The sequence below is a fragment of the Xanthomonas sp. Leaf148 genome, from assembly GCF_001423585.1.
Classification (GTDB): domain Bacteria; phylum Pseudomonadota; class Gammaproteobacteria; order Xanthomonadales; family Xanthomonadaceae; genus Xanthomonas.
On sequence record NZ_LMOP01000010.1, the window covers coordinates 334,135 to 359,582 of the forward strand.

Here is a 25,448-nt window from a genome sequence, read left to right on the forward strand (position 1 = left end):
GCGATGGCTTTTTGCATGGAGACAGCTCTCGGTACGACACCGCCGAACGACTTACGGTGTCCCATCAATGGCGCATCTGCAACATCGATCAGCTGAGCGAAATCCGGATCGCCGCCGCTGCCGCCAACGGTGCCAGCACAATGCCGATCACCAATCCGGCGCCCAACAACAACAACGCACCCACCGCATCCTGTCCTTGCCCGCTGGCCGCAACGCTGCCGGCGCCGAACACCAGCACCGGCACATACAGCGGCAACGCCAGCAACGCCACGAGAATACCAGAGCGTTTCATCGTCACCGTCAGTGCCGCAACCACTGCGCCGAGCAGACTCAATAACGGTGTACCCAATGCCAACGATGCCAGCAGCACCGGCAATTGGTCATGTGGCAGGTGCAGCAATTCGCCCAGCAACGGCGTCACTGCGATCAGCGGCAAGGCGCTGGTCGCCCAATGCAGCAGCACGCGCACGGCGATCAACCACGCCAGCGGCACCGGTGCCAGCAACCATTGCTCCATCGAGCCGTCTTCCACGTCGCTGCGGAACAGCGCGTCCAGCGACAGCAGGCCGGCCAGCAGCACCGACAGCCACAGCACCGCCGGCGCGGCCTGCGCCAGCAGGTCCGGGCGGCCACCCAGGCCCAGCGCAAACAACACCACGATCAGCAGCGCGAACAAGGCCGGCTGCAGCGCGTCGCTGCGACGGCGCCACAGCAGTTGCAGATCGCGACGCAGCAGCGCGCGCGCGGCCTGCAGCAACGATGGTTGTGGCGACGGCGGCGTGCTCATGCTGCGGCCTCCAGGGTGAGCATGCGGGTGCGCACCGGCGGGGCCGCATAGGCGCCATGCGTGGTGACCAGCGCCGCGCCGCCACCGCGCAGATGCGCGGAGATCATCCGGTTGACCAGGGTGATGCCGTCCAGATCGAGGTTGGCGTAGGGTTCGTCCAGCAGCCACAACGGTGCAGGCGACAACCACAGCCGCGCCAGTGCCAGCCGCTTGCGTTGCCCGGCCGACAACTGCCGCACCAGGGCATCTTCGTAGCCGGCCAGGCCCACGATGGCCAGCGCGCTGCCGGGCATCTGCTTGGCCCGCCGGCCATGCAGGCCACACAGAAAGTGCAGGTTTTCCAGGGTGCTCAAATCGGCCTTCAGGCCGGGCAGGTGCCCCAGGTAGGCCATGAAGCGACTGCGGTCGCTGCGCCGGGCGGTCTTGCCGTCGATCTGGATTTCGCCGTGTTCCACATGCAGCAGGCCGGCCAGCACCCGCAGCAAGGTGGTCTTGCCGGCGCCGTTGTCGCCCTGCACCAGCAGGGCTTCGCCGGCATCGACATGGAAATCCAGCGGGCCGAAGACCGGCTCCTCATTGCGGCTGAAGGCCAGCGCGCGCGCCGCCAGCAGCGGGGGCGCAGTGTGCAGCGGTTCGATCATCGGCGCAGCGGGCTCCCGTCGCAGGACGGCATGGGGAAGGGCGGGACAGGGCGCGCATTGTAGCGACGATGGCCGCGGCACGGGCGCACCGCAGCGGCGCGATGTGTCCGGGAACGCTGTTTTGCGGCGAGCCTGGCGCAACCGCGCGGCCGCTTTGCGTACACTCGCGGTCCCCCGTTTCTTGTTCCGGACAGGCACGATGCCCCTCACGACCAAGCTGCCCAAGGTGGGCACCACCATCTTCACCGTCATGTCGCAGCTGGCGGCCGAACACGGCGCGGTCAACCTGGGACAGGGCTTTCCCGATTTCCCGGTGCCGCAGCGCCTGGTTGATGAGTTGGAAGCGGCCATGCGCGCCGGCCACAACCAGTACCCGCCGATGACCGGTGTTGCGTCGCTGCGGCAGGCCATCGCCGGCAAGGCCCAGCGCTGCTACGGCGCACAGGTCGACGCCGACACCGAAATCACCGTTACCAGCGGCGCCACCGAAGCGATCTTCAATGCCATTCACGCCGTGGTACGGGCCGGCGAAGAAGTCATCGTGCTGGACCCGGCCTACGACTGCTATGAGCCGGCGATCGATCTGGCCGGCGCGCGCGCGGTGCATGTGGCGCTGCACCCGCAGACATTTGCGGTCGATTGGCAGGCGCTGCGCGCGGCGATCACGCCGAAGACGCGACTGCTGATGATCAACTCGCCGCACAACCCGTCCGGCGCGATGCTCTCGGCCGAGGACATGCAGACGCTGACCGAACTGCTGCGCGGCACCGAGATCTTCTTGCTGTCCGACGAAGTCTACGAGCACATCGTGTTCGACGGCCGCCGCCACGAATCGGTGCTGCGCTGGCCGGAACTGCGCGAGCGCGCGTTCGTGATTTCCAGTTTCGGCAAGACTTACCACTGCACCGGCTGGAAGATCGGCTATGCCATCGCACCGCCGGCGCTCACCGCCGAATTCCGCAAGGTGCATCAGTACAACACCTTCACCAGCTTCGGCCCGGCGCAGCACGCGTTCGCCGCGATGATCCGCGACGAGCCCGAGCACGACGAGCAGCTTGGCGCGTTCTATCAAGCCAAGCGCGACCGCTTCCGCGAGCAGCTGCTGACCACGCGCCTGATACCGCTGCCGGTGCCGGGCGGCTATTTCCAGCTGGTGGACTATTCGGCCATCAGCGATCTGCCCGACACCGAATTCGTGAAGTGGCTGACGATCGAAAAAGGCGTGGCTGCGATTCCGTTGTCGCCGTTCTACGAACAGGCACCAGCCGGTCAGCGACTGGCACGGCTGTGCTTTGCCAAGAACGACGCGACATTGGATGCGGCGATCGAACGTTTGCAGAAGCTCTGAGGGCCGGGAATGGGGAATGGGGAATGGGGAATCGTAAGAGCGTTACTGGACGCCTTCTCGATTCCTGCCGGCCCGGGAGAGGGAATCGTGAGCCCGTCGCTGGTGTCCTTCTCGCCCCTCCGACGTTGTCACCCACATAGCGCACAGACACCACCACACTCGCTCTACCAATTCTCGATTCCCGACTCCCCATTCCCGAGCCTTCAATGCACGACCTGCGCATCTCCCTGATCCAAGGCGATACCCGTTGGCATGATCCGGCCGGCAATCGCGATTATTACGCTGCGTTGCTGCAGCCGTTGGCCGGGCAGACCGATCTGGTGATCCTGCCGGAGACCTTCACCAGCGGGTTCTCCAACGAGGCCATCGACAAGGCCGAAGGCATGGATGGGCCGACCGTGGAGTGGGTGCGTGCTCAGTCGGCACGGCTGGGTGCTGCGGTCACCGGGAGCGTGCAATTACGCACGCCCGAAGGCGTGTTCAACCGGCTGCTGTGGGCCACACCGGACGGGGCGCTGCAGTATTACGACAAACGCCATCTGTTCCGCTTCGGCAACGAGCATCTGCGCTACGCGGCCGGGCGCGATCGCCTGTGCGTGGACTGGAAGGGTTGGCGGATCAATCCGCAGGTGTGCTACGACCTGCGCTTTCCGGTGTTCTGCCGCAATCGCTTCGATGTCGAGCGGCCGGGCCAGCTGGATTTCGATCTGCAATTGTTCGTCGCCAACTGGCCGTCTGCGCGCGCGTATGCATGGAAGACGCTGCTGCGCGCACGCGCGATCGAAAACCTGTGCTTTGTGGCAGCGGTCAACCGCGTCGGTGTGGATGGCAATCAGCTGCATTACGCCGGCGACAGCGCAGTGATCGATTTCCTCGGCCAGCCGCAGGTGGAAATCCGCGAGCAGCCGCAGGTGGTCACCACCACCCTCAGTGCCGCGGCACTCGCCGAGCACCGTGCACGCTTCCCGGCAATGCTGGATGCGGATACGTTTGTGATCAGGGATTAGAGATTAGGGATTGATGCAAGCAGCCAAGGCACAGCCGTCCGCTCGCCTGCCGTTGCCAATCCCCAATCCCGACTCCCCAATCCCGGCTACTCAGCCAGCCGAATTTCGTAAAGCTGCGGCCAACGCTTGCCGGTGACGAATAGCCGATCGTGTTCGGCGTCGTAGGCGATGCCGTTGAGCACATCGTTGCTGGGGTCGGTCAAGGTGTCGGCATCGGGAACCAGCGCCTTCAAGTCGATCCAGCCGATCACCTTGCCGCTGGCCGGGTCGATCCGTGCGATGCGGGTGGTGAGCCAGACATTGGCCCACAACTCGCCCTTGACCCATTCCAGTTCGTTGAGGTTGTCCAACGGCTTGCCACCGGCGGTGACCTTGATGGTGCCGGTCTCCTGCAGCGTTTGCGGGTCCAGCCGGCGGATGCGGGCAGTGCCATCGCTCATGTACAGGTTGCGGTTGTCGCTGGTCAGCGCCCAGCCTTCGCCGGCGTAGGCGAAGTGCGAGCGCGGTGTCAGCGTGGCCAGGTCGTAGACGAAGCCCCGCTGGTTACGCCAGGTCAACTGAATCAGCCGGTCGCCCCAGGCCACGATGCCTTCGCCGTAGTAGGGCGAAGGCGTATCGGCCTGCTGCAGCACGCGGCCGGTTTCCAGCTCGACCTTGCGCACGCTGGAGTGGCCCAGCTCGCCGGTGCTCTCGTACAGATGCCCGTTGAGATAGAGCAGGCCTTCGGTAAAGGCAGCGGTGTCGTGCGGATAACGATTGACGACGGTATAGCCCCGGGTCGGAATCGTCTCGCCGCAATGCGCGAGCGACGGCAGCAACAGGGCGGCGAAGAGCAGTCTGTGGGCGATGCGTGACATGCGCGGATGATCCCACGGCGCGGCCGCTTCTGCAGCGCCACCCCTTGCGAGGCCCCGAGATAATGATTCGCTGAACGCGCGTTGGAGAGGTGCCGCCACCTTGTCGCGGCTGCCACATCGGCGCTGCTAGTCTCCGGCCACGTCCACCACCGGCAACGCACACATGATCAAGTCACTGTCTCTTTTTGCACTGCTTGGCGCGGCAACGCTTGCGCCGCAGGCACAGGCCGCCGGCAATATCGATTGCCAGCTGAAGTTCAACCTGTCCGGCTGGTCGGTGTTCTACAAGACCGCCAGCGGCACCGGCACCATCACCTGCGACAACGGGGCGGTCATTCCGGTCAAGATTTCCAGCAAGGGCGGCGGTCTGACGGTGGGCAAGTCCAAGATCACCGGTGGCCGCGGCTCGTTCTCCGGCGCCTACAGTCTGAATGACCTGTTCGGCACCTATGCCTCTGCCGAAGCGCATGCGGGCGTGGTCAAGTCCAGCACCGCGCAGGTGGTCACCAAGGGCGATATCTCGCTCGCGCTCGCCGGTACTGGCGAAGGCGTCGACCTGGGCGTTGCGGTCGGCAACTTCGTGATCGAACGCCGCAAGTAATGCGCGGGAGTTCTGGCAGCAGGTAGCGACGCCGCATGCGGTTTGCATGGTTGCGTTGCCGCCGATGTCAGCTGCGGGCAGCGGTTGGCGAATGAGATCGACCAGGTTGCACCGACCCATCGATCGAAGCGGCAACCACGTCGACCTCAATAAAAAACGGCCCCTCGCGGGGCCGTTTTTTTTAGTGCATGCAGCGTGGATCAGCGGCCGCGATTGCCGCCGCCAGGCGGACGACGGTTGCCGCCACCGGGCGGACGACCGCCCGGGCCACGCGGTGCACCACCGGGACCACCCGGTCCGCGCGCGCCGCCACCCGGACCGCCGGGGCCGCGATTGCCGGCCGCAGGTCCGCGGTTACCGCCCGGACCCGCCGGACGGCCGCCGCTCGGGCGGCTGGCAGGACGCGCGGCGCCATACGGGCTGGAACCCGGATTGGCATGATCGGACGGGAAGCTCGGCGCATTGCCCGGGTGACCATAGGGATGCTTGCGCTGCCCCTGGCCTTGACCCTGCGACTGACCTTGTCCACCGCCGCCGCCAGCAGCGCCACGGCCTTGACCCTGACCGCCGGCACCAGGACGCGCGCCGCCCGGACCCTTCTTGGCATACGGACGTGCCTGGCCGGTGCCAGGACCGCTGGGGCCGGCGTTGCGGTGGCCGCTCGGGCCGGTGCTCACGCCATCGGGCACATACCAGCTACGGAACGCGGCCGGGTTGCCATCCGGCAGTGCGCGGTCGCCCTTGCCGGGTGCGCGCGGCTTGAACGGGCGCTGCTGCGACTGCCGCGCGGCTGCTTCACCGCTGACGGTGAGACCACCCTTGAAACCGCCGGGCTTGCCGCGACCGCGGCCACCGCGATCGTCACGCGGGTTGTCGAAGCGACGCAGCTCGCGGCCTTCATCGGCGCCGGAGGTTTGCCCATTGACGTAGGCATTGCTGCGGCCATCGCGCGAGACGTGCACGGTCGACTTGGCAGCGCGACGCTGGCCGATCACCGGCTGCAGGGTCAGTGCCGACGGCGCGCCTTCTTCGAGCTTGAGCTCGGCGCGCAGGGCGTCGACCTTTTCCTGCACCACTTCCACCGACTGCCCACGCAGCAGTTCGCGCGGCAGCGAGATTTTGCCGTAGCGGCTGCGCTTGAGGCGACTGACCTGGCAGCCCTGCGATTCCCACAGACGGCGCACTTCACGGTTGCGGCCTTCCTTGACCACCACGCGGAACCAGTCGTGCGAATCGGTGCCGCCGATACGGTCGATTTCGTCGAACTTGGCGCCGCCGTCTTCCAGCAGCACACCGCGCGACAGGCGCTCGATGATGGCGTCGGAGACGTTCTCTTCGCCTTCCGGTGCACGCACGCGGACCACGTATTCGCGTTCGACCTCGTAGGAGGGGTGCATCATCGCGTTTGCCAACTCACCGTCGGTGGTCAGCAGCAGCAGGCCGGTGGTGTTGATGTCCAGGCGGCCGATGGCGATCCAGCGCGAGCCCTTCAATGCCGGCAGCGACTCGAACACGGTCGGTCGGCCTTCGGGATCTTCGCGCGTGGTCACTTCGCCTTCGGGCTTGTTGTAGATCAGCACGCGCGAGGGTTCGGTCAGCGCGCTGGCCACGAAACTGCGGCCGTCCAGCTCGATCTTGTCGCCGCTGCGCACCGACATGCCGGTCTGCGCGACGGCGCCATTGACCTTGATCAGGCCATCGGCAATGCGCTGCTCGAGCGCGCGGCGCGAGCCCAGGCCGGCCTGGGCCAGCACCTTGTGCAGGCGCTCTTCCAGCTTCGGCGCTTCGGGCGCGCTGTCGCGCTTGAGGGAAAGCTTGTTCAACGACAGCTTGCGGGGGGTGTCACTCATGTGTCTGGCTCCGGCCGACGCGTTGTGGGTCGGCCTCTGGGTCGGAATCGGCTTCGTCAACAGCCACGGTCGTCGTCGCGACGGCGTTGTCTTCGTCTTCGTTCACTGCATCCGCGCGCGTGCCCGGCGCGGTGTCGGGGTCGCCCTCGCGGGCGCTGTCTGGGTCTGGCGTGTGTTGCGTGTGCTGCGCCGAGGAGGCCTCGGGGTGGTGCGGTGTGTCGTCGCTCGGCGCGTCGGCGGTGTCGTCTGCCGTGCCGGCGTCGGCTACTTCTGTATCGGCGTCGTCGTCGGCGCTGGATGCCTGGTCGTCATTGGTGCTGTCGCTGCCGACATCACCATCAACATCGGTGCCGGCATCGATGTCGTTATCTATTTCAATCGAACGATGCGAATCCGCTGCAACGTCCGAGTCGCTTTCGCTGTCGGTCGGCGCACTACCGCTTGCGTCAACGGAAGTTTCGGCATCTGCATCGGACGCAGCGGCAAGCGCCGTCTCCGTCTCCGACGCATCCGATGCATGCTCATCGGCGTCGGCGTCGGCGTCGGCGTCGGCGTCGGCGTCGGCGTTGCCACCATCCGCGTCGGACGCCCCTGCATCGGCCTGGCCTTGCGCCGCATCCATCGCTGCCGAGGCCGGCACCACGCCATCCAGCTGACCATCGCGGTCCAGCGGCAGCTGCGGTTCCAGTTCGGCAATGTCCTTCAACTCAGACAATGGCGGCAGCTCGTCCAATCGCTTGAGCCCGAAGTAATCCAGAAAGCCCTTGGTGGTGCCGAACAGGGCCGGCTTGCCGGGCACGTCGCGGTGGCCGACCACGCGGATCCACTCGCGTTCTTCCAGGGCCTGGATGATGTTGCTGCTGACCGCCACCCCGCGCACCTGTTCGATCTCGCCACGCGTGATCGGCTGGCGATAGGCGATCAACGCCAGGGTTTCGAGGGTGGCGCGGGTGTACTTGGTGCGGCGCTCGGTCCATAGACGGGCGACCCAGCCGTGCACATCTGCCTTGACCTGGAAACGAAAGCCCGAGGCCACCTCGACCAGCTCCACGCCGCGCTCGGCGCAGCCCTCGCGCAGCAGTTCCAGCGCGCGCTCGACGCTGCCGGGCGGTGCCGGCTCTTCTTCCGGAAACAGGCCCTGCAGCTGCGCCAGCGTCAGCGGCTGGCTGCTTGCCAACAGGGCGGCTTCGATAATGCGGGTGATCAGCGCTTGATCCATTCGGTGATCGGCTTCAGATAGGTTCGTTGGCAGCGTCGCTGTCATCGAATTCGCTGGAGAATTGCAACGGCGCATTGGTGTTGCCCAACGCCAGCGACTTCACGTAGATCGGCGCCAGCGGCGCCTCCTGCACGATGTCCAGCAACTGCTCCTTGGCCAATTCGAGCAGCGCCAGGAAGGTGACCAGCACGCCGAGCTTGCCTTCTTCGGCAGTGAACAGCGATTCGAAGCGGTAGAACTTGCCGTCGTCCAGGCGGCTCAGCACATCGCCCATGCGCTGGCGCACACTTAGCGCCTCGCGCTTGATCGCATGGCCGGTGAACAGCTCGGCGCGCTTGAGCACGTCGTACAGCGCCATCAGCATTTCTTTCAGCTCCACCGGCGGCGGCAGCTTGACCGCTGCACGCTCGGGCAGATGCGCCTGCACCGGCGCGCTGTCACGGCCCATGCGGGGCAGGGTGTCCAGGTCTTCGGCGGCCTGCTTGAAGCGCTCGTATTCCTGCAGACGGCGCACCAGCTCTGCGCGCGGGTCGTCCTCTTCGCCTTCCTGGCTGGGTGGGCGCGGCAACAGCATGCGCGACTTGATCTCGGCCAGGATTGCAGCCATCACTAGATATTCGGCCGCCAGTTCGAAACGCAGTTCCTGCATCACGTTGATGTAGTCCACGTATTGCCGGGTGATCTCGGCGACCGGGATATCCAGGATGTCCAGGTTCTGACGGCGGATCAGGTACAGCAACAAATCCAGCGGACCTTCGAACGCGTCCAGAATCACTTCCAGCGCATCCGGCGGGATATACAGATCCTGCGGGATCTGCAGTACCGGTTGCCCATGCACGACCGCCAGCGGCATTTCCTGCTGCTGTGGGTGAGCGCTTGCGGCTGGCGGAGTCGCGGCGTGCGCGAGTTCGGAATTCATCAGGTCGACATCGGGTCTTACGGTCGCCGGCCGCGGTCTGAGCCGCGCCTGCAGGGCTTTGCCTTGAGTTATTGCGATCAATGTCGTGCCTGTTTCGGCACGATCCCACAAATTCACATACGCCGATCCACATACCATCAGGCGCCGCGTGGCATGCGGCGACGGAACAGCGAGGAGGTCGTCTACGCGAGCCGGCGGTGGGCAGCGAATCGGTCGTCGAATGAGGCGTGGGGCCTGGGCCGACGGGCCGCTGCGTCCGGTTGCGTGTGCAGTAAGCGTCAAGGGTAATGCGTGCGCGGGGGCGGTGTCCAGCGCTGACGCGGCTAGAATCCCTGCGACGATCTTCAAGTTCTGGGTGAGGTGGCATGTGTGGTACGTAATCGAAGGGTATGACGGGGTCGACGCATTGGCCGCGCGTCAGCAGGCGCGACCGGCCCATCTGGCGCGTCTGCAGGCGCTGGCCGCTGCGGGGCGGTTGCTGGTAGCGGGCCCGTGCCCGGCCATCGATGCGGAAGATCCGGGCCCGGCCGGTTTCAGCGGCAGCGTGGTGATCGCCGAGTTCGATGCGTTGGAAGACGCGCGCGCCTGGGCCGATGCCGATCCCTATGTGGCTGCGGGCGTCTACGTGCGCACAGAGGTCCGGCCGTTCCGCCGGGTACTGCCATGAGTACTGCCATGAGCCGGGTCGAGCGGATTCGCCAGGCGCTGCAATCGGCGTTGGCGCCTACCGAGCTGGAGGTGGTGGACGACAGCCACCGGCATGCCGGACACGCCGGCGCGCGCGATGGGCGCGGACATTTCAATGTGCGCGTGGTCAGCGCAGTGTTTGCCGGCAAGCCGCCACTGGCCCGTCACCGTGCGGTCTACGCTGCGGTGGGAGAGATGATGCAGACCGACATCCATGCCTTGTCGATCGAGGCGCTCGCGCCGGGCGAGGCGGGGTAAAGCGAACCCGCTGGACCAAACCACCGTCGCAGGAGCGCACCCGGGTGCGACGGGCATTGTCGATAACGCCCGCCGCGCCCGGGTGCGCTCCTACGTCGGTAGGGCCTGCGCGCCCATCGATGCAGCAACCCAACCAGCCCAAACGTGATCGACGTTCTGCTTCGTTTGTGGACACGTGGGTGCCGATTTGTTGCGTCGCAGCACATTTATTCACACCTCCATCACTTGCAGGCGCTTGATCTGTAAGCGTTTTCACAGGTGTGAAGATAGGGGTTTACGCCCGCTTATGAAAACGCTTACAGTCCGCGCCAGTTTTGGGAAGTCGGTCGCGGAGGGCGACACGAATGGCCAAGGGTGCGGTCACCATCAAAGATGTCGCTCGGGAAGCACAGGTCTCTGTCGCTACCGTGTCGCGTGCGCTCAATGGGCACGACAACGTTGCCGGGCCGGTGCGCCGGCAGGTCATGGAAGTGGCCGAGCGGCTGCGTTACAGCCCGCATGCAGCAGCCCGCAGCCTGAGTAGCCGGCGGTCCCAGACCCTGGGCGTGGTGCTGCCCGACCTGTATGGCGAATTCTTTTCCGAGTTGATCCGCGGCATCGATGGCGCGGCGCGCGCTGCCGGCCAGCACTTGCTGGTGTCCAGCTATCACGGCGACCCGGAAGCCCAGGGCAGGGCGCTGCGGTCGATGCGTGGACGCGTCGATGGCTTGCTGGTGCTCTCTCCCTACGCCGAGCAGCCGGGCTTTCTCACCGATAACCTGCCGCCGTCGCTGCCGACGGTGCTGATCAATGCGCATCTGCCCGGCGCCGGTTATCCGGTGCTGAGCATCGATGACCATGCCGGCGCCATGGCCATGACCGAGCATCTGCTGCGCGCCGGCCACCGGCGCATCGCCTTCATCGGCGGGCCGGCGCTCAATTTCGATGCGCGCGAACGCCTGCGCGGTTTCCGCGACGCGATTGCCGGGTTCGGCGACCAGGCGCAGGGAATGGAATATGCCGGCGACTTCGATGAAGCCTCCGGCCATCGCGCCGGGCTGGCAATGCTGGCCGCCGGCACCTTGCCCGATGCGGTATTTGCCGCCAACGACATGACCGCGCTCGGCTGCCTGTACGCGTTTGCGCAGGCCGATGTGTCGGTACCCGGCGATGTGGCATTGGCCGGATTCGACGACATCCCGCTGGCACGCTTCGTCCATCCGGCGCTGACCACGATGCGGGTCAGCATCGCGCGCCTGGGCGAGCAGGCGATGACCCGATTGATGCGGCTGGTGGAACTGCCCGGCCATGACGACGGTATCCGCCAACTGCTCACGCCCGAGCTGGTGATACGCGCTTCCTGCGGTGCCGGCGAGCCCGGCCCCTGACTTTCGCGGACGTTCTGTCCGCTCCCGCTGCTCCCCCGCAGCGGTCGTTCCTGCTGGTTTGCAACACCACAACAACAATTTGTACCGATCCCTGGAGGGACCAATGCGCCACCACCACCCCCATTCCGCACGCCCGGCGCGCAAGCTGCTCAGCTGTGCCCTGGCCAGCTGCCTGCTCCTGGGCGCCGCGCCTGCATTTGCGCAGAGCACTGCCGCGACCATCCGCGGCCAGGTCACCGTCGACTCGGCACCTGCGGCGCAGGCCCAGGTAACCGCGACCAATCTCGCAACCGGCCTGACCCGTAGCGTGCAGGTCAACAATGGCGGTTACTCGGTCGGTGGTCTGCCGCCGGGCTCGTACCGCATCGACGTCACTGCCAATGGCCAGACCAGCTCGCAGAATGTGACCGTGCAGGTCGGCCAGACGGCCACCTTGAACCTGGGCGTTGGCGGCGAGCAGGCCACGGCCGAAGGTGGTAACGCCACCACGCTGGACGCGGTGCAGGTCAAGGCACCGCCGGTGCTGGTGGAGACGCGCACCTCCGAAAACGCCACCTACATTTCCAACGTGCAGATCCAGAACCTGCCGCGTGCCACGCGCAACTTCCTGGAACTGGCCGACACCGTGCCGAACGTGCAGTTCACCCGCGACGCCAACGGCACCACCAAGGTGCGCTCGGGCGCCACCTCGGCCGAAGGCACCAACGTTTACATCGACGGCGTGAGCCAGAAGAACTACGTGCTGACCGGTGGCGTCAGCGGCCAGGATTCCAGCCGCGGCAACCCGTTCCCGCAGTCGGCGATCGGCGAGTACAAGGTCATCACCTCCAACTACAAGGCCGAGTTCGATCAGGTCAGCGGCGCGGCCATCGTGGCCTCGTCCAAGTCCGGCACCAACGATTTCCACGGCAGCTTCTTCTGGGACACCAGCAATGACGGCTGGCGCGAAGAAAGCCCGCTGGAGAAGAAGGCCGGCGTGCGCGACGACTTTGAGGAGACCCAGTACGGCGCCACCTTCAGCGGCCCGATCCTCAAGGACAAGGCGCATTTCTTCATCGCCTATGAAGCCAAGGAATACACCACTCCCAACGTGGTGATCCCCGGCTCGATCTATTCCGACCGCATCGACCAGTTGCCGGCGCAGCTGCAGCCGCTGGTGGCCACCTACAGCACCCCGTTCAAGGAAGATCTGTACTTCGGCAAGATCGACTGGACCATCGGCGACAACAACCTGTTCGAGCTGACCGGCAAGTACCGCAAGGAAGACGAGCTCAACGACGTCGGCCGCACCTCGACCTACGAACACGGCAGCATCAATGGCCAGGAAGAAAAGCGCGCCAACCTGCGCTGGCAGTACAGCGGCGCCAACTTCCTCAACGAAGCCAATCTGAGCTACGAGAGCGCGTTCTGGAACCAGGCGCCGCTCAACAATGGCAGCGGTTACGTGCTGAGTTATGCGCCGGTACGCGGCATCGAAGACGAAGTGCTGTCAGCCGGTGCCGGCGGTAGCTTCCAGCGCAAGGGCCAGAAGGGCTGGACCTTCCAGGACGATCTGACCTTGAACAGCCTGGAATGGCACGGCGCGCACACCGTCAAGATGGGCGTGAAGTTCAAGAGCATCGATCTGGATTCGACCCAGTTCAACCCGGCCAATCCGCAGTACTACTACAACATCCTCACCGATGTCGAAACGCCGTACCGCGTGCGCTTCGGCGCGCCGTTGACCGAAGGTGGCGGCTCGGTGGTGTCCAAGAACAAGCAGTACGGCATCTACCTGCAGGACGACTGGGAGGTCAACGAGCACTGGACCCTTAACCTGGGCGTGCGCTACGACTACGAAGAAACCCCGGCATTCCTGGACTTCGTCACGCCGTCCGATGTGGTCGGCGCGTTGCAGAACTGGCCGAACCTGCAGAACGCCAACTACAACATCAACAACTTCATCAGCACCGGCAACAACCGCAAGGCGTTCAAGAATGCCTGGCAGCCGCGTCTGGGTGCCTCCTACGACCTGTTCGGCGACCAGGCCCACGTGATCTACGGCGGTGCCGGCCGTGCCTACGACCGCAACATCTTCGATTACCTGGCACTGGAGCAGCTCAACAACTCCTTCAAGTCCTATAGCTACTACTTCAACAACCCCAACGCTCAGAACGGCCAGGCCTGCCTGGGCGACCCGTGCACGGCATGGAATCCGTCCTTTGCGACCCAGGAAGGGCTCGATGCACTGGCGGCGACCAGCGCTGGCGGCGGTGGGCGTGAAATCTATCTGATCGACAACAACATCAAGACCCCGTACTCCGACCAATTCAGCATCGGCATGCGCAACATGGTGCCGCTATGGGGCCAGGACTGGTTCACCGATGTGACCCTGAGCCGCATCGAGAGCCACGACGGCTTTGCGTTCGTGCGCGGCAACCGTCTGCCTGATGGGTCGTTCTTCCAGCCGGGCACCACCTCGGGCGCGCCCACCGACGGACCGGATGGCTACAGCGCCATCGTGCTCGGCACCAATGGTGTGGAAACCCGCAACAACCAGCTCGCGTTGCAGATCGAAAAGCCCTTCGACGAAGAATCCGGTTGGGGCCTGACCGTGGCCTACACCTATTCCGACGCCAAGGAAAACCGTCAGTTCGGCGAGCACTATGCGCTGGACCGCGAGCGCGTCGAAGACTACGGCTGGCGTGAAGCCGGCGGTATCGCGAAGAACCGCCTGGTGGTCACTGGCATCTACGAGCTGCCCTATGAGGTCAAGCTGTCCGGCAAGCTGTCGCTGGCCAGCCAGACCGCGCGCTACGGCCAGAATTGCCTTGCCGGCAACGACCAGTGCGACATCATCCAGTTCAAGCCGGATGGCACGTTGGGCTACAAGGAGTTCAGCATTGCCGCCAACAAAGAATGGGATACCGGTGCAGGTGTCAAATTCAACGTGCGTGCGGATATCCTCAACGTGTTCAATTGGGTGAACTACGCCAACTTTAACGGCGATACCGGGACACTGTCGGACTTGAATACGGCTTACGGCACACCGACCGGTGTGCTGGCGTCGCCGATGCGTACCTTCCGTCTGGCCTTTGGCCTGAACTGGTGAGGTGCTCGACCGCCCTGGCATGAGGCCAGGGCGGTCGAACTCGGCGCTTAGATAGGGTAGGTTGGCGTGCGAGATGTAATCGATTACACAAGTGGGGGGCGGATGGACAGGGGCAACACGTCGCGTTGGTTGACGATTCCACTCTTGCTGGGCGCGCTGGTGCTGGCGTCCTGCAAACAGGCCGAGGAGCCGAAGGTGGTCGAACAGAAGGCACCGGTGAAAGTGATATTGATCGAGGCACAGTTGCCTCCCAAGCCGGTCAAGCCACCGCTGCCGCCGCTGTTTTCGGACATCGAACGCCGCACCTTCCAGTTTTTCTGGGACACCACCAATGAACTCAACGGATTGGCACCGGACCGGTTTCCGTCGCGCCCATTCGCCAGCATCGCCTCGGTCGGGTTTGCGCTGACCGCGTATCCGATCGGCATCGAGAACGGCTGGGTCAGCCGCAATCAGGCGATCGATCGCACCCTGACCACACTGAAATTCTTCCGCGATGCGCCGATGGGGCCGCAGCGGACCGGTAGGGCCGGCTACAAGGGCTTCTACTATCACTTTCTGGATATGCAGCAGGGCAACCGTTACGACAGCTGGGTCGAGCTGTCGAGCGTGGACACCGCGTTGCTGATGATGGGCGTGTTGTTTACCCAGTCGTATTACGACGGTGACGACCCGCGCGAAAAAGAAATCCGCCAGATCGCCGACACGCTGTACAAGCGCGTGGATTGGCGCTGGCTGCAGCAGCGTGCGCCGCTGATCTCGATGGGCTGGTTCCCGGAGAGCGGCTTCATCGATCACGACTGGATGGGCTACAACGAGGCGATGATGCTGTACATCCTCGCGCTCGGCTCGCCTACCCACGGCGTCGACCCGGAGGCGTGGACCAGCTGGACACGCACCTACAACAACGACTGGGGCGTCTATCAGGGCCAGGAATACCTGTCCTTCGGCCCGCTGTTCGGCCACCAATACAGCCATGTCTGGATCGACTTCCGCGATATCCAGGACCAGTACATGCGCGAACGCGGCATCGACTACTTCCTCAATAGTCGCCGCGCCACCCTGGCGCAGCGCGACTACGCCATCGACAACCCGATGAAGTGGAAGGACTACGGCGAAAACGTCTGGGGCCTGACCGCCGGCGACGGCCCGCAGAACACCAGCCAGGAATACCGCGGCGAGCAGCGCCAGTTCCGCCACTACTCCTCGCGCGGCGCCGGCCTGCGCGAGAACTTCGACGACGGCACCATCGCACCAACTGCGGCTATCTCCTCGATCGTGTTCGCCCCGGAAGTGGTGATCCCGGCCACCGAAGAGATGCACAAGCGCTACGGCGACTTCCTGTATTCCAGCTATGGCTTTCTGGATTCGTTCAACCCCAGCTTCAACTACGACATCCCGCTCAAGACCGGGCGCATGGTGCCGGACCGGGGCTGGGTGGCCAGCGATTACATCGCCATCGATCAGGGCCCGATCCTGGCGATGATTTCCAACTACCAGAACGAATTCGTCTGGACGGTGATGAAAAAGAACGCCTACATCCGCGCCGGTCTGGAACGCGCCGGATTCACCGGTGGCTGGCTCACGCCCGAGGGTGAGCCGCAGCCGCTGCCGCAGAAGGACGAGCAAAAGGCCGCTGCACGCTCGCTGGGCATGGCCGAGTCGCGTGCCGCTGCCGCCCAGGCCCAGCAAGATCCCTCGCAACGCCAAAAACCCGAGTAATCCGTGCGCCTTTTGAAACTGTTGATGTTGGCCGCCGCCCTGTGTGCAGGTGCGGCGGGATGCAACCGCTCCGATCCCGCCAAGACCACCGTGCGCTTCTGGGCCATGGGCAAGGAGGCCGAAGTGGTGGCCGAGCTGGTGGCCGACTTCGAGAAGCAGAACCCGGACATCCAGGTCGATGTGCAGAACATCCCGATGACCGCGGCGCACGAAAAACTGCTCACCGCCTTCGCCGCCGACGGCTTGCCGGATGTGTGCCAGCTCGGCAACACCTGGCTGCCGGAGTTTGCGTTGCTGGACACGCTGGAACCGATGCAGCCCTACGTGGCGCGCTCGAAGATCGTCGACCCGGCGGACTACTTCCCAGGCGTGTGGGACACCAACGTGGTCGATGGCACCTTGTACGGGGTGCCGTGGTATGTGGACACGCGGCTGCTGTTCTACCGCAAGGATCTGCTGCGCGAGGCCGGCTACAGCGAAATGCCCAAGACCTGGGCCGAGATGGAACAGGTGATGGCCGCGATCAAGCGCAAGGTCGGCCCGGACCGTTACGCCATCCTGATGCCGCTCAACGAGTTCGAGCAGCAGCTCTCGTTCGCGCTGCAGCAGGACGACCGTCTGCTACGCGACCACGACAATTACGGCAACTTCCGCGGCGAAGGGTTTCGCAAGGCGCTGGCGTTCTACGACGGCATGTACCAGAAAGGCTGGGCGCCGAAGGTGTCGGAGACCCAGGTCTCCAACGTCTGGTACGAATTCTTCAACGGCTACTACGCGTTCTATCTGTCCGGGCCCTGGAACGTGCGCGAGTTCAAGCTGCGCCAGCCGCCGGGCATGGAAGGTAAGTGGGGCACCGCCGCATTACCCGGCCCCAATGGGTTGGGCGCGGGCATCGCTGGCGGTTCCAGCCTGGTGATCTTCAAATCGTCCCAGCACAAGGACGCGGCCTGGAAGCTGATCGAATACCTGTCCCAGCCCACGGTGCAGGCGCGCTTCCACGCCATCATCGGCGACCTGCCGCCGCGGCGTAGTACCTGGAAATTGCCGTCGCTGGCCAACGACGAACTGGCGCATGCCTTCGGCGACCAGCTGGAACGGGTCAAGGCCACGCCCAAGGTGCTGGAATGGGAGCGCATCGTGCAGGAAATGCGCCTGGTCACCGAGCGCGTGGTGCGTGGCGGTCAATCGCACGAGGCGGCCGTGCAGGAACTGGATAAACGCGTGGACGACATCCTGGCCAAGCGCCGCTGGATCTTTGAACAGGAAGGCGGGCATGTCGGGCCGGCTGGCGAGTCGGGCGCGCCCGCCACCGCGCCCACGCCGGACGCAGCAGCGGCTGCAGCCAGCGGCAAGGGAGCGGCACGATGATGAAGCGCAATTCCGTCGCCGGCTGGGTGTTCGCCGCGCCGTCGATCATGGTGCTGGGCATTTTCTTCGGCGTTCCGGTGTTCGCCGCGCTGGTGCTCAGCGTCACCGACTTCGACCTGTACGCGCTAGCTGACAGCAGCCACCTGCGCTTCGTCGGCCTGGGCAATTACATCGAGCTGCTGCAGACGCCGCTGTTCTGGAAGTCGTTGTGGAACACCACCTACTTCGTGCTGCTGGGCGTGCCGATGTCGATCGGTGTGTCGCTCGGCGCAGCGTTGCTGCTCAACGCCAAGGCCTCGCGCTTCAAGGCGGTGTTCCGCACCGCACTGTTCGCCCCGGTGGTGACTACGCTGGTGGCGGTGGCGGTGATCTGGCGCTACCTGTTCCATATCAAATATGGCCTGGTGAACTTCGGGTTGAGCCATCTGGGCATCGCCCCGATCGACTGGCTGGGCGATCCGCGCTGGGCGATGCCCACCATCATGCTGTTCGCGGTGTGGAAGAACTTCGGCTACAACATGGTGATCTTCCTGGCTGGCTTGCAGGCGATTCCGCAGGACCTGTATGAGGCCGCGCGCATCGATGGCGCCTCGCGCTGGAAGCAGTTCCTGCATATCACCTTGCCGATGCTCGGCCCGGTGCTGATGGTGGTCGGGGTGATCACCATCTCCGGCTACTTCCAGCTGTTTGCCGAACCGTACGTGATGACCCGCGGCGACCCACTGCAGAGCACCGTCAGCGTGCTGTATTTCATGTTCGAAGAAGGCTTCAAATGGTGGAACCTCGGCCGCGCGTCGGCAGTGGCGTTCCTGTTGTTCCTGATCATCCTGGCGGTGACCACCGTGATGCTGCGCTTCGGCCGCAAGAGGGACCTGATATGAGTCGTGATGTCGGCGAGTCGCGCTGGAACGCCGTCCTGATCAATGGCGGCTTGCTGGTGCTGGCCTTGATCAGCCTGGCGCCGTTGCTGTGGATGCTGTCGGTGTCGTTCATGCCCACCGGCGAGGCCAGCCGGTTCCCACCGCCGATGCTGCCGTCGGCGTTCACCCTGGCCAACTACCACGAGCTGTTCGCGCGCACCGGCATGGCGCGTAACTTCGCCAACAGCCTGCTGGTATCCGGGCTGATCACGCTGGGCTCGTTGCTGATCAACACCATGGCGGGCTATGCCTTCGCCAAGCTGCAGTTCGTCGGCCGCGAGCGCATCTTCAAGATCCTGATGGCCGCGCTGGTGATCCCGGCGCAGGTGGCGATGCTGCCGCTATTTCTGTTGATGAAGCAGCTGCATCTGGTCAACAACATCGGCGGGGTGGTGGTGCCGGCGCTGGCCACGGTGTTCGGTATTTTTCTGGTGCGCCAGTACGCACGCAGCATTCCCGATGAGTTGATCGAAGCCGCACGCATCGATGGCGCCAGCGAGATGCGGATCTTCTTCCAGATCGTGCTGCCGATGCTCAAGCCGGTGCTGGTCACCTTGACCATCTTCACCTTCATGGGCTCATGGAACGACTTCATGTGGCCGCTGATCGTGCTGACCGATCAGGAGCAATACACCTTGCCGGTGGCGCTGGCGGCGCTGTCGCGCGAGCACATCATGGACGTGGAGCTGATGATGGCCGGTGCAGTGGTGACGGTGATTCCGGTGCTGCTATTGTTCCTGGCGCTGCAGCGTTACTACATTCAAGGTCTTCTGCTGGGGAGTGTGAAGGGGTGAAGCCGATGATTCGGGCAGTGCTTGCCATGGCCGCTGTTGCCAGTGGTGCGGGTGTGGCGCAGGCGCAGGAGCGCGTGCTCGACGGCTTCAACGACATCGGCGCCTGGCGCCTGATAGTGTCCAACCAGGTCAGCGGTTCGCTGCGCCCGGTGGCGACGCCCTCCGGTGGGCATGCGCTGTGCCTGGATTACAACTTCAACGGCGTCTCCGGCTACGTGGGCATCCGCCGCGCGCTGCCGCTTGAATACCCCGAGAACTACCGCATCGGGTTTTCGCTACGCGGCGAATCGCCGTCCAACGATCTGCAGCTCAAGCTGATCGATGCCAGCGGCGACAATGTGTGGTGGGTCAACCGGCCGGGCTTCAATTTCCCGAAGAACTGGACCACCTTCAACTACCGCAAGCGCAACATCGAAAAGGCCTGGGGTCCGGGTGCGGACAAGCAGCTGCGCAGCAGCGCGGATGTCGAGTTCACCATCTACAACAAGGTCGGTGGCAAGGGTTCGGTGTGCTTCGACCGCCTGACGCTCACCCCATTGCCGCCGGAAGACACCTCGCCGCTCAAGGCCGAGGCCATCACCGACACCGCGCCGGCGTTGGAGCAACGCCTGGCCGATGGCAAGCCCGACACCTTCTGGCTCAGCGGCGCGGTCAAGCAACAGACCGTCACGCTGGATCTGGGCAAGGTGCGCGAATTTGGTGGCGCGGTGGTGCAGTGGGTGCCCGGCCTGCAGGCTTCGCAATACGCGGTGCGTGCATCGGCCGATGGCCGCAGCTGGCGCGACCTGCGCACCGTCACCGCCGGTGCCGGCGGCACCGACTGGCTGGCGTTGCCCGACACCGAAGCACGCTATCTGCGTTTCGATCTGAAGGACGGCCCGAACTGGCGCTACGGCATCAAAGAGGTGCAGTTGCAGCCGCTGGCGTTTGCGGCAACGCCCAACGACTTCATCAAATCGCTGGCCGGCCAGTTGCCGCGTGGCAGTTATCCGCGCGGGTTTTCCGGCGAGCAGCCGTACTGGACCATCCTCGGTCTGGACGGCGGCACCGAGCAGGGCTTGATCGGCGAAGACGGTGCGGTGGAAGTGGGCAAGGGCGGTTTCAGCATCGAGCCGTTCGTGGTCACCGGTGGCAAGGTGCTGCACTGGTCCGACGTCAGCAGTGAGCAGAGCCTGCAGGACGATTACCTGCCGATTCCCAGCGTCGACTGGCACCACGACCTGATGAATCTGCGTGTCACCGCGTTTGTGCAGGGCACTCCCGATCAGGCACAACTGGTCGCGCGTTATCAGCTGCACAACACCGGCAAGGAGGCACGTGAGTTTACCCTGGCCCTGGCGGTGCGTCCGTTTCAGGTCAACCCGCCGTCGCAGTTCCTCAACACCTTGGGCGGCGTCAGCCGGATCGAGCAACTGGCGGTGGATGGCGCGCAGGTTAGCGTCAATGGCAAGCCGCGCGTCTTCGCCGCGCAACGTCCCGATGCCGGCTTCGCCAGCGCCTTCGACAGCGGCATGGATGTCAGCCATCTCACCGCCGCCACGCCGCCTACGGTCACCCAGGTCAAGGACGAAACCGGCCTGGCGTCGGGCGTGCTGCTGTATCGCTGGAAGCTCGAACCCGGCCAGAAGCGCGAAGTGGCGCTGGTGATCCCGCAGACCGGCGCGGCGCAACTGCCCGCCGGCTTCGATGCCGACGCCGCGCAGCAGCAGGTGGCCCAGCAGTGGCGCGGCAAGCTCGATCGCGTGCGCATCAGCGTGCCGGCCGAAGGCAAGCCGGTGGTCGATACGTTGCGCACGGCGCTGGCGCACATGCTGATTTCGCGCATCGGCCCACGCCTGCAGCCGGGAACGCGCTCGTATTCGCGCAGCTGGATCCGCGATGGCGCGATGATTTCCGAAGGCCTGCTACGGCTCGGTCGCGAAGACGTGGTGCGCGACTACGTGGATTGGTTTGCGCCGTATCAATTTGCCGACGGCATGGTGCCGTGCTGTGTGGACGACCGTGGCAGCGACCCGGTGCCCGAAAACGACAGTCATGGCGAACTGATCTACAACGTCGCCGAGTACTACCGCTACACCGGCGACAGGCCGTTCCTGGAGAAGATGTGGCCGCATGTCACCGGCGCCTTCGACTACATGGAAAAACTGCGCGCCAGCGAGCGCACCGAAGACAACTTCATGCGTAACCCGGCGTTCTACGGAATGATGCCGGTGTCGATCAGCCACGAAGGCTATTCGGCCAAACCGGTGCATTCGTACTGGGACAACTTCTGGGCGCTGCGCGGTTACAAGGACGCCACGATGCTGGCCGGCGTGCTCGACAAGCCGGAGGACGTCACCCGTTTCAGCGCTGCACTTGACGAATTCAGCGGCGACCTGATCGCCTCGCTGGGCGCGGCGGTGCGCGAGCATAAGATCGATTTCCTGCCGGGTTCGGCCGAACTCGGCGATTTCGACGCGACCTCCACCACCATCGCGCTGACACCGGGCGGCGAGCAGCAGCGCCTGCCGCAGGAGCTGTTGACCAATACCTTCGAACGTTATTGGAAAGAGTTCTCCGATCGCCGCGACGGCAAACGCGAGTGGAAGGACTACACCCCGTACGAATGGCGCAATATCGCCGCGTTCGTGCGGCTGGGCTGGCGCGAGCGTGCTTGGGATGCCACCGCATTCTTCTTCAAGGATCGCGCGCCGCAGCCCTGGAATCAGTGGGCCGAGGTGGTCTCGCGTACGCCGCGTACACCGTTCTTCGTCGGCGATCTGCCGCACGCCTGGGTCGCATCGGACTTTGTGCGTTCGGTGCTGGACATGTTCGCCTACACCCGCGAGTCCGACCAAAGCATCGTCATCGCCGCTGGCACGCCGACTCGCTGGTTCGAAGGCAAAGGCATCGGCATTGCCGAATTGCGCACGCCGTACGGCCGCCTCAACTACACGCTGCAGCGCACCGAAAAACAACTATCGCTGCAACTGCAACCCGGCCTGTTGCTGCCGCCGGGCGGCGTGGTGTTTGTCTGGCCGTATCAGGGCGAACCCGGCAAGGCGAGCGTCAACGGCGAAACCGTGGAATGGCAGAACGGTGAGCTGCGGATCCAGCAGATGCCGGCCACCGTGCAGATCGATGTGCCCAGCGCGGTGCGGCGGGCCGAGCGCGCCACGCAATGACGGCGATGCCTTGGCCGGTACGGGCAGGGCAACACTGGCGCCGCGCTGGCCGGTGTGCAGCCGTTGTCGCACTGGCGCTGTGCTGCGCGCACGCGCAGGCAGGCCAGCCTGGTAAGGCTGGGTCGTTACGTGCTGCAGCGCAGTCCAGGCAGGGCGGCTCTGCAGCGGTCAATGACCCGGCAGGGCAGGCACCCCCAGCTCCGTCTGCCCGCGGCCTGACCCTGGTCACGCTCAACCTGCATCACGACCGCGAAGACTGGCCGGCCCGCCGCGCCTATATCGCCAAGGAGCTCAAGCAACTGGCACCGGATGTCATTGCGTTGCAGGAGGTCATCGAGCGCCGCGGTAGCGTAGAAAACCAATCCGCTTGGTTAGCGCGCAAGCTGGGCTACGAGGTGATCTTCGCCTCGGTGGATCCTCCCGGTGCCGCCAAGCGCTATGGCAATGCGTTACTGAGCCGGCGCAAGGTGCTGGCGCGCCATGAGCGCCTGCTGCAACCGCTGGACGACTACCGCGTTGCGGCGCATCTGCAGGTGGATATCGATGGTCAGCCGGTCAATGTCTACGTGACCCATCTCAACGAACGCGCCGATGCGCGCGGCACCGCAACGCGCACGCGCCAGGTCGGCGACCTGCTGGAGTTCATTGCCTCCACCAGCGCGCAGGCGCCGGTGGTGATCGCCGGCGATTTCAATATCGCCGCCGACGCGCTAGATCTGGAGGCGCTACGCAAAGGTTATGGCGACAGCTATGGCAGCGTGCACCGCAACAGCGATGCCACGGTCAGTACCTTGAATCTGCATGTCTTCGACACGCCGGCGCGCATCGACCATGTGTTCTTCCAGCAGAACCGCCTGCTCGCCCGCGAAGCCCGCATTCTGTTCGACACGCCATATGCCGAAGGGCGCTGGGCATCGGATCACTATGGCGTGTGGGTGCGTTTGCAGCTTGCACCGGATCAATCAGCCGCTCCGTAACGCCAACCACGTAGGAGCGCACCCGGGCGCGACGGGTTTTACCGATAACGCCTATCGCGCCCAGGTGCGTTCCTACGAAGCGACGGCAACCGTATCTCGGCGACTGCCTTCTCAATCACCCATGCAGGCGATTGAAGATCTGCACGCCTGCCAGCCACACCCCGGCCATGCTGCCGAAGTTAGTCAACAGAAACGTCAGCACCACGCGCGACACGCGATTGCGATACCAGCCGCGCAGGGTCTGCGCATCGTCGCGCAGCGACAGGAAATCGCCATAGGCCGGCTTGCGCATATGCACTTCGACCAGCGCGGCGAAGGCACCGGTCGGTACGCTCAGACGGAACGGTTTGAACGGGGCGACCACTGCAGCGGTCAGGATGCTCAACGGGTGGCTGCCGGCCAATAGACAGCCCAGCGCGGCCAGCCCTCCGGTGTACATCGCCCACTGCAGCAACAGGTCGGCGCCCATGCTCAGGCCACCGCGCCAGAACCCGATGCCGATCCCGGTAATGATCACTGCCAGGATGCCCAGCGTGATCCAGGGAATGCGCTTGCGCTGCTGCACGTATTCCAGCGACTCGCGCAGCGGGCCGGGCGCATCGGTGTCCTGTTCGAGGTGCCGCGCAAGCCCGGCCAGATGTCCGGCGCCGACCACCGCCAGCACTTCCTGCTGCCCGGCACCGGCTTCTTCGCGCAGGCGCGTGGCCATGTAGCGATCGCGCTCGGCTATCACCGTGTCGTAGAGCTCCGGGCTCTCGCTGGCGAAATCGCCGAAGCTCGCCTCCAGCATGTCGCCTTGCTTGAGCTTTTCGATCTCCTCTTCGCCCACCTCGTCGGCGGCGAACAGGCCGCTGAGCAGACCGCCGGCAAGTTTCATCTTGCCGAAGAATCCCAGCCGCCCGGACGCACGCTTGAAGGTCAGCCCGACTTCGCGGTCGATCAGATAGACCGGCAGCCCCTGCGCACGCGCCAGATTCACCGCTTCTTTCAACTCCGCGCCCGGCTCGATGCCCAACTGCTTGGCCAGGCGGCGCTGGTAGGCCGCCAATGCCAGATTGGCGGCGAACAAGGCCACGCGCCCCTTGCGGATCACCTGCACCAGATCCAGGCGGGCGAGGGCATCGGGGTCGCTGAGCGCCTGCAGCCGCTGCGCGTCCAGCTCCACCGCCACCGCGTCGTAGCGGCCGCTGCCGATCGCCCGCTGCACCGCGGCGACGCTGGCCAGCGAGACATGGGCAGTTCCCAGCAATGTGTAGCGCACGCCATCGCGTTCGACGATGCGGTGCGGCTGGCCGGACAGCGCATCGTCCAGAACGTGGGTGGTCTGCTCAGTCATGGGGTCATTCATCAGAAGGAGGGGCGGTGTTACCGGAGCCGAGTTGGCGCTGCATCTGCACGCCGTCCAACCAGCGACCCTGCTTGCGGCCGATACCGGTGAACACTCCGACCGTGCGAAATCCAAAACGTTCATGCAGCCGCAGTGATGCCTGGTTGCTGGCATCGCCGATCACCGCAATCATTTGCCGATCTCCGCGCTGCTCGCAGTGCGTGATCAGTTCGCCCAACAGGGCCTTGCCGATCCCGCGGCCCTGCATGTCGGCGGCAAGATAGATCGAATTCTCCACCGTCCAGCGGTAGCCCGCACGTGCGCGATAGGCACTGGCATAGGCATAGCCGGCGACAGCGCCGGCATGTTCTGCAACCAGATACGGGTAGCCGGCATCCACGATCGCGCGCATGCGGGCGTGCATGTCCGCGCTCGACGGCGCGCTGTATTCGTAGGTATTGAACCCGGCGATCTGCTCCGCATAAATCGCGGTGATCGCCGGGATGTCCGTATCGCGGACTGCACGCAGCTCGAGGGCCATGCG

21 protein-coding genes are annotated in these 25,448 nt (G+C 64.8%); 13 read left to right on the forward strand and 8 right to left on the reverse strand.

Annotated features, from left to right (window positions below; translation table 11 throughout):
* Nucleotides 1-88 precede the first annotated feature (88 nt).
* Both ccmB and ccmA read right to left on the reverse strand, forming a co-directional pair.
* Nucleotides 89-787: a heme exporter protein CcmB gene (gene ccmB / locus ASF90_RS15635; protein WP_055852130.1), complete on the reverse strand. Its 699-nt coding sequence runs from the start codon at nucleotides 785-787 to the stop codon at nucleotides 89-91.
* The gene (gene ccmA, locus ASF90_RS15640; RefSeq protein ID WP_055852134.1) at nucleotides 784-1,428 is read right to left on the reverse strand and encodes a heme ABC exporter ATP-binding protein CcmA; all 645 of its coding nucleotides are present in this window, start codon (nucleotides 1,426-1,428) and stop codon (nucleotides 784-786) included. The genes ccmB and ccmA overlap by 4 nt, the downstream gene beginning before the upstream one ends.
* 199 nt (nucleotides 1,429-1,627) lie before the next feature.
* Between ccmA and ASF90_RS15645 the strand changes: the two genes are divergently transcribed.
* Together ASF90_RS15645 and ASF90_RS15650 are read left to right on the forward strand one after the other, a co-directional pair.
* On the forward strand, nucleotides 1,628-2,776 hold the full coding sequence (locus ASF90_RS15645; RefSeq protein ID WP_055852138.1) for a pyridoxal phosphate-dependent aminotransferase: 1,149 nt from the start codon (nucleotides 1,628-1,630) through the stop codon (nucleotides 2,774-2,776).
* A 206-nt stretch (nucleotides 2,777-2,982) separates the two neighbouring features.
* Nucleotides 2,983-3,783 carry an amidohydrolase gene (locus ASF90_RS15650; protein WP_055852142.1) on the forward strand — a complete coding sequence of 267 codons (801 nt, stop codon included), beginning with the start codon at nucleotides 2,983-2,985 and terminating at the stop codon, nucleotides 3,781-3,783.
* An 86-nt stretch (nucleotides 3,784-3,869) separates the two neighbouring features.
* On the opposite strand, the gene ASF90_RS15655 is transcribed toward ASF90_RS15650, so the two are convergent.
* Nucleotides 3,870-4,640: a glutaminyl-peptide cyclotransferase gene (locus ASF90_RS15655; protein WP_055852145.1), complete on the reverse strand. Its 771-nt coding sequence runs from the start codon at nucleotides 4,638-4,640 to the stop codon at nucleotides 3,870-3,872.
* A 163-nt stretch (nucleotides 4,641-4,803) separates the two neighbouring features.
* Between ASF90_RS15655 and ASF90_RS15660 the strand changes: the two genes are divergently transcribed.
* Nucleotides 4,804-5,241: a hypothetical protein gene (locus ASF90_RS15660; protein ID WP_055852149.1), complete on the forward strand. Its 438-nt coding sequence runs from the start codon at nucleotides 4,804-4,806 to the stop codon at nucleotides 5,239-5,241.
* A gap of 200 nt (nucleotides 5,242-5,441) precedes the next feature.
* On the opposite strand, the gene ASF90_RS15665 is transcribed toward ASF90_RS15660, so the two are convergent.
* From ASF90_RS15665 to ASF90_RS15675, 3 genes are read right to left on the reverse strand one after another with little or no spacing between them, the layout of a single operon-like run.
* Entirely contained in the window at nucleotides 5,442-7,091 is a 1,650-nt protein-coding gene (locus ASF90_RS15665) for a pseudouridine synthase (RefSeq protein WP_055852152.1), read from the reverse strand.
* Nucleotides 7,084-8,385, reverse strand: coding sequence for an SMC-Scp complex subunit ScpB (gene scpB / locus ASF90_RS15670; RefSeq protein ID WP_082473573.1), 1,302 nt, complete (start codon nucleotides 8,383-8,385; stop codon nucleotides 7,084-7,086). The genes ASF90_RS15665 and scpB overlap by 8 nt, the downstream gene beginning before the upstream one ends.
* The gene (locus tag ASF90_RS15675) at nucleotides 8,324-9,229 is read right to left on the reverse strand and encodes a ScpA family protein (protein WP_055852158.1); all 906 of its coding nucleotides are present in this window, start codon (nucleotides 9,227-9,229) and stop codon (nucleotides 8,324-8,326) included. Before ASF90_RS15675 ends, scpB begins: the two co-directional genes overlap by 62 nt.
* Before the next feature lie 367 nt (nucleotides 9,230-9,596).
* Between ASF90_RS15675 and ASF90_RS15680 the strand changes: the two genes are divergently transcribed.
* From ASF90_RS15680 to ASF90_RS15725, 10 genes are all read left to right on the forward strand, one after another.
* Entirely contained in the window at nucleotides 9,597-9,896 is a 300-nt protein-coding gene (locus ASF90_RS15680; protein ID WP_055852159.1) for a YciI family protein, read from the forward strand.
* A gap of 8 nt (nucleotides 9,897-9,904) precedes the next feature.
* Nucleotides 9,905-10,174 (forward strand): BolA family protein, encoded by a 270-nt coding sequence (locus tag ASF90_RS15685; RefSeq protein ID WP_055852162.1) that lies wholly within the window; start codon nucleotides 9,905-9,907, stop codon nucleotides 10,172-10,174.
* A gap of 344 nt (nucleotides 10,175-10,518) precedes the next feature.
* The gene (locus ASF90_RS15690; protein WP_055852166.1) at nucleotides 10,519-11,541 is read left to right on the forward strand and encodes a LacI family DNA-binding transcriptional regulator; all 1,023 of its coding nucleotides are present in this window, start codon (nucleotides 10,519-10,521) and stop codon (nucleotides 11,539-11,541) included.
* Between the two features lie 103 nt (nucleotides 11,542-11,644).
* On the forward strand, nucleotides 11,645-14,632 hold the full coding sequence (locus ASF90_RS15695; protein WP_055852169.1) for a TonB-dependent receptor: 2,988 nt from the start codon (nucleotides 11,645-11,647) through the stop codon (nucleotides 14,630-14,632).
* A gap of 102 nt (nucleotides 14,633-14,734) precedes the next feature.
* Complete coding sequence (locus tag ASF90_RS15700) at nucleotides 14,735-16,354, forward strand: glucoamylase family protein (protein ID WP_055852173.1); 1,620 nt, start codon at nucleotides 14,735-14,737, stop codon at nucleotides 16,352-16,354.
* Between the two features lie 3 nt (nucleotides 16,355-16,357).
* Nucleotides 16,358-17,722, forward strand: a complete 1,365-nt coding sequence (locus ASF90_RS15705) for a sugar ABC transporter substrate-binding protein (RefSeq protein WP_055852176.1) — start codon at nucleotides 16,358-16,360, stop codon at nucleotides 17,720-17,722.
* Complete coding sequence (locus ASF90_RS15710) at nucleotides 17,719-18,603, forward strand: sugar ABC transporter permease (protein WP_156364977.1); 885 nt, start codon at nucleotides 17,719-17,721, stop codon at nucleotides 18,601-18,603. Before ASF90_RS15705 ends, ASF90_RS15710 begins: the two co-directional genes overlap by 4 nt.
* Nucleotides 18,600-19,436, forward strand: coding sequence for a carbohydrate ABC transporter permease (locus ASF90_RS15715; protein WP_005992271.1), 837 nt, complete (start codon nucleotides 18,600-18,602; stop codon nucleotides 19,434-19,436). Before ASF90_RS15710 ends, ASF90_RS15715 begins: the two co-directional genes overlap by 4 nt.
* A 26-nt stretch (nucleotides 19,437-19,462) precedes the next feature.
* On the forward strand, nucleotides 19,463-22,600 hold the full coding sequence (locus ASF90_RS15720) for a discoidin domain-containing protein (RefSeq protein ID WP_055852183.1): 3,138 nt from the start codon (nucleotides 19,463-19,465) through the stop codon (nucleotides 22,598-22,600).
* A gap of 5 nt (nucleotides 22,601-22,605) precedes the next feature.
* Nucleotides 22,606-23,577: an endonuclease/exonuclease/phosphatase family protein gene (locus tag ASF90_RS15725; protein ID WP_055852332.1), complete on the forward strand. Its 972-nt coding sequence runs from the start codon at nucleotides 22,606-22,608 to the stop codon at nucleotides 23,575-23,577.
* Between the two features lie 115 nt (nucleotides 23,578-23,692).
* Here the strand turns inward: ASF90_RS15725 and ASF90_RS15730 are convergent, their stop codons facing one another.
* Together ASF90_RS15730 and ASF90_RS15735 are read right to left on the reverse strand one after the other, a co-directional pair.
* Nucleotides 23,693-24,913, reverse strand: a complete 1,221-nt coding sequence (locus ASF90_RS15730; protein ID WP_193552596.1) for a TraB/GumN family protein — start codon at nucleotides 24,911-24,913, stop codon at nucleotides 23,693-23,695.
* Nucleotides 24,914-24,917: 4 nt separating this feature from the next.
* Complete coding sequence (locus tag ASF90_RS15735) at nucleotides 24,918-25,445, reverse strand: GNAT family N-acetyltransferase (RefSeq protein WP_055852189.1); 528 nt, start codon at nucleotides 25,443-25,445, stop codon at nucleotides 24,918-24,920.
* Nucleotides 25,446-25,448 lie beyond the last annotated feature (3 nt).